The sequence below is a fragment of the Allorhizobium paknamense genome (assembly GCF_030815125.1).
Taxonomy (GTDB): domain Bacteria; phylum Pseudomonadota; class Alphaproteobacteria; order Rhizobiales; family Rhizobiaceae; genus Allorhizobium; species Allorhizobium paknamense.
Map to the genome: position 1 here is coordinate 24,511 of NZ_JAUSWH010000030.1, position 6,679 is coordinate 31,189.

Annotated in this window: 5 protein-coding genes; 1 reads left to right on the forward strand and 4 read right to left on the reverse strand. The window is 53.3% G+C overall.

Features of this window, described 5'->3' with window-relative positions:
- Positions 1–7: 7 nt before the first annotated feature.
- From asnB to QO005_RS23490, 4 genes are read right to left on the reverse strand one after another with little or no spacing between them, the layout of a single operon-like run.
- Complete coding sequence (gene asnB / locus QO005_RS23475) at positions 8–1,798, reverse strand: asparagine synthase (glutamine-hydrolyzing) (RefSeq protein WP_307160439.1); 1,791 nt, start codon at positions 1,796–1,798, stop codon at positions 8–10.
- Positions 1,786–2,514, reverse strand: coding sequence for an acylneuraminate cytidylyltransferase family protein (locus QO005_RS23480; RefSeq protein ID WP_307160440.1), 729 nt, complete (start codon positions 2,512–2,514; stop codon positions 1,786–1,788). Before QO005_RS23480 ends, asnB begins: the two co-directional genes overlap by 13 nt.
- Positions 2,515–2,518: 4 nt before the next feature.
- Positions 2,519–3,682 (reverse strand): UDP-N-acetylglucosamine 2-epimerase, encoded by a 1,164-nt coding sequence (neuC, locus tag QO005_RS23485; RefSeq protein ID WP_307160441.1) that lies wholly within the window; start codon positions 3,680–3,682, stop codon positions 2,519–2,521.
- On the reverse strand, positions 3,679–4,716 hold the full coding sequence (locus QO005_RS23490) for an N-acetylneuraminate synthase family protein (RefSeq protein ID WP_307160442.1): 1,038 nt from the start codon (positions 4,714–4,716) through the stop codon (positions 3,679–3,681). The genes neuC and QO005_RS23490 overlap by 4 nt, the downstream gene beginning before the upstream one ends.
- Positions 4,717–5,345: 629 nt before the next feature.
- Between QO005_RS23490 and QO005_RS23495 the strand changes: the two genes are divergently transcribed.
- Positions 5,346–6,679, forward strand: a 1,334-nt coding sequence (locus QO005_RS23495) for a condensation domain-containing protein (RefSeq protein WP_307160443.1), incomplete at its 3' end; no start/stop codon positions are given.

Sequence of the window (6,679 nt, forward strand, 5' to 3'; positions counted from 1 at the left end):
CCCCCCTTCAATCGAGGTAGCGACGGGCCCAGAGCTCCAGGCTCAGCCACTGCCAGATGAAGAAGGAATTCTCCTGCTCACCATCCAGATATCGCGCATAAGCTCGCCGGGCTAGGTCAGGGTCAACCCATCCGCGGTCGGCGAAGCTTTCTGACGAAAGGATGTCCTCGATCATGGTGCGCCAAGCTCCGGCTAGCCACTCGCGCTGGGGTGATTGAACAGACCGCTTCGGCGCATAGGCTACCGACCTTGGTGCCCGCCGGGCAACAATGCTGCGAAAAAGTGCCTTGCTCCCGAACTTGGTCAGCAAGTGGTGGGTGGGAATACCGAACGCGAATTCGGCGAGCCGGTGATCAAGGAACGGCACCCGCAGTTCACGTGAATGCGCCATCGACAGGCGGTCATTGAAGCGTAAAGAACGCGGAACTTTCGTGTGGAGAAGATCGATGGCCGCAGCCTGTCGAATGGGATCCTCGAAGGAAAAATCCGGGATCATTTCCGCCGGTTCCGCCGAAATAAGTTGCTGCGAAATCGTTTCTGGCCGCAGTCCGGACGAGCCGTCGATGGAGGCGGTAGAGGAGACGGACAGCGGCCGCTGCCCCCAGAATTCGGCGAAGTCCGACGCCCGCTGCTCTCGGATCGCCGGGTCTACGGCAGACTGAGCGTAGAGCAGGTGGTACCGCTTGTAGCCAAGGAAGGTCTCGTCGATGCCATTCCCATCCAAAAGGACAGTCACATTGTGCTGGACAGCCAGCTCGTAAAGCAAATTATAGCCGCAAACCGGCACGCCGCCGAATGGTTCTGCTTGCGATGACACAGTGAATGGCAGGTATCCAGTAATGGCCGTCAGGTCAAGTTGGGCCACATGCAGCGTGCCCCCATCTGCGACTTCAAGCACCCAGGGCAACTCGCTGTAGCCTTCATAGTCCTGTGTAAACAGGTGGGCGTGACCAAGTTCGCCGATGGCTGAACGCACCAGCATGGACGAGTCAACGCCGCCAGAGACGTTCAGCCCCGTCTGCACATCCGCGATAAGATGGGAGGAGACCGCCTGCAGGAGGAGACGCTCGGTTTCGTTGGTCAACTCATCTGCGTTTGCCCCTGCAAGATCGGGGATACAGTCCGCGAAGCGGTACCAACGCCTTGTCTCCGCGCTGCCGGCCCGCAGGTCCACGCGCATAAAGGTGCCAGCCTCCAGGGCGTGAACGCCTCGGAAGAAAGTTCTATCGGAGTGGTCGTAAAGACCTGCCTCTAGATAGGTTCGTATCGTCCCCTCGTCGGCGCGAACCACATCCTGAAACTGCAAGATAGGCGGAATCTCACTGGCGAACACTTGACCGGAAGCAGTCGCCAAGTGATAGAGTGGTTTTATGCCAAACCGATCTCGAACCATAAAAAGCGCACGATCGACCGCGTCGTAGACTGCGAAAGCAAACATGCCGACCAGACGGTCTAGACAATCCGGCCCCCAAAGCGCCCAAGCGGCGAGGAGGACTTCCGTGTCACCACTCGTCCGCCACTGCCAGCGATCACCAATATCCCGACGAAGCTCGCAGAAGTTGTAAATCTCGCCATTGTAGATCAAAACCCATCTGCCGCATGGCGACATGAATGGCTGATTAGACGCGTCTCCCGTATCAATTATCTTGAGTCGCGCGTGCCCGAGATAGAGTCTGCCATCCTCATGTAGAGTGGACGCTTGAGCATCCGGCCCTCGATGCGTGAGGCTTTGCAAAGCCGCGTTAGCCAACTTGCAATCTACCTTCGCTCGCTGCCAGACCGCAACTAGTCCGCACATGGCAAATCTGCCAGTTCGGAGCGGTCTTGAAGAAGAAGCTCTGCAAGCCGGAAATCAAGATCTACGTCAATGTCTATCGACCGCTCTGGCGGCATTATATAAGGAAGAATCCGCGAGCCGTATATCGAGTTTTGCTCCAGAAGAACATCCCTCTGGGTCAGGTAAATTGCGCCGTTTCGAATGTAAGCCTTGGGGTTGGCATCTTGTCGTCGAAGGCCCTCCGGTTCCGTCCCATTGAAAGGCTTCAGTAGCCCCTTGGCGTTGATCTTCTTGGCAAAGATTGGATGCACTGGCATTTCTGTCACCGCTACCACGCTGTCACATCCCGCCGCGTCGGCCATTTCCAGGCTGGCAAAGATGTCCGCCGCTGTTCGAAGTGGCGATGTAGGTTGTAAGAGCAATACCCAATCGAAGCGGACGTTGTCTCGAGCTTCTATAAAACGAGTTGCGTGCTGGACAACCCCAAGAGAACTCGCGGTATCGCCCGCCAAATGAGCCGGCCGTAGGAAGGGGACCTCTGCTCCGCCGTGCCTTCCAACCTGAGCGATTTCCTCGTCATCAGTACTGAGCACGATCGAATGCAAGCGCTCCTGGCACGCGCGTGCTGTCTCTACGGTCCAGGTAATCAGCGGCTTACCGGCAATGGCTCGAACATTCTTGCCCGGGATGCGTTTGGACCCACCGCGGGCGGTGATGACAGCGAGAGTTCGGCTCATGGTCCTAACGGACATCGAAGAATTGCTTTTGCGCTGAACCAAGTTCAGCTGTTGAGAGGATGTCGGCAATGCGTCTGCCGGCCTTGCCATCACCAAACAAGGCATCTCTGGGATATCGGCCGTGACGGAGTTGCGCGCGCACCGCAGTCTCGATATCGTCAGCGCGGCTGTCTGCATCAATTACATTAGCCCCACGTTCGCGATTCCTTTGCCGAGAGCCGATGTTAACAGCCGGCGTACCGAGGAAGGCGCCTTCTCTAAGGGCGCTAGACGAATTTCCAATGAGGCAGGCACAGCCATTTATCAGGCGGGCATAGTCCTCAACCGAAAAATTACGGTGGATCCGAAGCCAGCTTGGCTTTTCGACCTCGCAAAACTGCCGTAGCTGGTACGAAATGTGGTCAGTACCGGCATCAATATTTGGCCATAGCCAAAGCGTAGGCATCGCCAATCGTCGTGCAGCTTCTATGGTCTCGACAATCTGCTCACCAGCTGATTGGTGTTCGGTAGTTACTGGGTGCTGAAGCACCATGAGATAAGGCCTCGACAGATCTATAGGAGCACCTGTCCCATCGTATTTTTCGAGAAGTTCAGGCGTTAGAGCCATATCGAGTTGGTCTACGGCATCCATAGCAGGGCAGCCCGTCAGGTACACCCGGGACGGATCCTCCCCCATCTGTAACACCCTTGCTTTCGACAACGCTGTCGTTACGAAGTGCAAATGAGAAAGTTTGGTAATCGCATGGCGTACAGATTCGTCGATCGACCCAGTAACTTCACCTCCTTGGGTGTGAGCCACATGGATGTTCATGTAGGATGCAGCAACCGCCGTAGCCAACGTCTCATACCGGTCCGCTACAGTGAGGACAATGTCCGGACGCAGTAACTCAAAAGCCGTGCCCAGCTCTTGTATAGCAAATCCAGTAGATTTGACCATCGTCAGCGGGCTATTGCCTTCAAGCACTACGTGAATGTTTGCATCAGGTGAGAAGCCATCCCGCCGCATGACCTCCACCACATGCCCGAAGCGGCTCAATACGGCGCTGGCGGTGGCGATGATCTGAAGTTCGATGTTAGGATGAGACCTGCATGAGGCCAGAACTGACTTGATCCTGCCATAGTTGGCGCGCGAGGCTACGACTACGCAAACTTTGCGACGGACTGTCATTGAAAATCCTCTGCGTGAATGAAGGTGCCAGCTGGGATGGTGCGCTTGAGAGCACGTCCTGCAAAGGTTTCGAACGCCGCTTCATCAAGACCAAGGCCAGGCTTTCTAAATCCCACCGAGGTGCGGTTCGGAATTTCCCCAGCTTCTATTGACCTCAGGGACATTGCCGATTTTGAAAATAATTTCAGCAGCGATGCCTTTTCCTGAGCAGCAGCGTCTTTATCGACCGGATTGCTGAGCATGCGATGTACGAAGTCGAGACCGATACGCAGTTCCGCCAATTTCTCGGTGGTCAAGGACGAGGAAACATCCGGTCCAAACATGTGACTGCTTAGGGTGATATGTACCTCAAGAATTCTTGCACCGCGTGATGCAGCGATCAGCGAAGGCCATATTGTTCCAGAGTGATCAGAAAGACCGACTGGACACTGGAAGCGGCTCCGATAGGTATCGAACACATTCATGCCCACATGTTCAGGCGGAGTCGGATATTCCGTGGTACATTGCAGGATGGCATGCCTATTCGGCGCTACGTTAACGAGCATCTCAACGATCTCCTCAACATCCCGCATAGAGCTCATCCCTGAGGATGCGATGACGGGTTTGCTGGTAGCGGCAAGACGCTTGATCATCTGACGGGAGTTGAGCTCCCCGGAGGCGATTTTCCAGCCACAAATACCTATGGCTTCGAGTAGATCGACTGCTTCAGTGGAGAATGGACTGGAAAGAAAGAGGAGCCCAGCAGCATCAGCGTGACATTTAAGGGCAGCCCACTGTTCTTGAGTGAAGGATGTGCGGTGCCAATAATCATAACGGGTCTTGTCCTGAGTACTGAACGCAATCCGGAATTGCTCTTCGGGTGAACTCTCCGCCTCAGCAATATGAGTCTGAAACTTCACTGCATCCGCACCAGTACATGCTACAGCGTCGATGAACGCATGGGCAAGGCCTAGGCTTCCGTCGTGACCAAGTCCCACTTCAGCAATGAGCAATGGGCGCCCTTTATCGGTGAATGCATCCCACAAATCTCTCATTCTCACTCCTCAACAAAGCCGGGAATAAGTTGCAAGTTTATTTGGCGGTCGACGGCATGGTAACCGTAGACAAAAAATCGCTGGCGCCGACAGCGTTGCTGGGCCTTCGGCTCACGATCCCGACGATTTCCGTTTAGGTATGATGTTGGAGTTCACACTGGGACCGAGACAAGCACCCGATATGGCAAAGACAGGTCATGCAACTCTGACTCGACTCGAATACGATATCCAGCCAAATCAATTACGATATCACGTCAGTTCTTTTACAATGTCACGTAGATATAATAATGAGGTGCGGCCCGTCAAGGTGGTCTAGATACGCAACGATGACAGGTCGTCAGGATCGGCCGATTGTTTAGGTCCCGTGCAACTGGCACCCGACCTCACCTGCGCAGATGGGCCTATCAGAGGCACATATTCTCGAAAGCCATCAATCAAGACTTGATCCTGTCTTGTCCTCTGACGAGGTTCCAACCTGCAACCAAGACGGTAAATCAGCGTTGACACGCGACTCATCTTTTGAAAGACTGACAACCTGTCATGGAATTTGCACCACTCACGGCAGGATTGTGCATAGCAAAACAGTAATTTCTAGCGCAACTCAAGTAAATCTCCTTGCGAGGTAAGCGATGCATGGGAATTATCAAGATCCGTACCCATTAACCGATGCACAACTAAAAGTTTGGTACGGGCATATTTTCGATCAAACTAAGTGCAGTTTCAACATCGGTGACTTGATTGAGCTTATGCAGCCCATTGAGGTGGACGTCTTCGAGCGATCGCTTGACCAGGTAGTAGCCTCTAGTGACAGCCTTCGTTCGGTTTTCTTTTCGGACGGAGAGAGCGTGTTTGCGGCGCTTAACCCAAATGTTCGTGCAAGAATCTCAACGGTTGTTTATAATGGAGCTTCGGAAGCTGCGTTCTACCAGATGATGCAGAGGCTTATGCAAGAGCCGTTCGATCTCTCCAAAGGACCACTTTTTGCTTTTTCATATATCGTGTGGGATGAGCGACGGTTCCTCTTGCATCGCTACCACCACTTGATCTCCGATGGATCAAGCTTTTCAGCGCTTATTAAGCGCGCGTTTTTAATTTACGACGCAGAGATGGGTGGTGAAAGAGTATACCCGGTTAATGAACCGCCATATCGTTTAGTTCACGAACGAGAAGCAAAATATAAGAACTCTCCTCAGTATTCGAAGGATCAGACTTACTGGTCGGAGCTAGCTAGAAGTTTAGTAGGTGCAGGCAGTCCATCCGAGCTTCCGCTGGAGTCTTTCGAATCCGTCACTGCGGTTATTGATACCAAAACATTCAAATTGCTTAGGAATGCTGCGCGAGAACTCGATGTCTCTATTCCTGTATTGTTCACTTCCATATCGCTGATTTTCTGCAAGAAGCTGCTTGGCGTTGATCTGGAAGTTGCTATTATTGCTTTGGGGGGGCGCAGTGGGGATGACAAAGAGGTAATAGGGCTTTTCTCGCGCTTAGTCCCGGTCTTTCCAAAGCTGCTAGATGGCTGGAACGTTCAGCAAACCACGTTGCATGTTGCAGCTATTCTTCGTAAATCTTTGAGGCACTCGCGCTATCAAGGTCCCGAGGTCGATCGGTTTGTAAGAAGCGGATCCATTTCGAGCCCCACCATTAACTATATGAAATATGACTATGGCACTGCTCCAATGCGGGCAGTGCGCTGTCTGGGGTTCGGACCTATACGAGGGTTTACGATCAATGCGTATGAGAGGACGAATCTCGATCAGTTAGTGATCGAATTAGCTTGCGATGACCGCCACGGGACTGTTGATTGGCTTAACGGAACTTTGCATCGGTTTTTGAACTTTGTCGAAATCATCCTCGATAATGTGTCCCAACCGATCGGTTCTATCGAGCTTCTCGAAGACCAGGAGCGGCATCAGATCCTGGTAGAATGGAATGATACGTCCCATCCCGTTCCCGAAGCGAC

What these genes read in the sequence shown, in the direction of transcription:
- neuC (WP_307160441.1), bottom strand. Translation starts at nt 3,682, where the DNA reads ATGACAGTCCGTCGCAAAGTTTGCGTAGTCGTAGCCTCGCGCGCCAAC.
- asnB (WP_307160439.1), bottom strand. Translation starts at nt 1,798, where the DNA reads ATGTGCGGACTAGTTGCGGTCTGGCAGCGAGCGAAGGTAGATTGCAAG.
- QO005_RS23490 (WP_307160442.1), bottom strand. Translation starts at nt 4,716, where the DNA reads ATGAGAGATTTGTGGGATGCATTCACCGATAAAGGGCGCCCATTGCTC.
- QO005_RS23480 (WP_307160440.1), bottom strand. Translation starts at nt 2,514, where the DNA reads ATGAGCCGAACTCTCGCTGTCATCACCGCCCGCGGTGGGTCCAAACGC.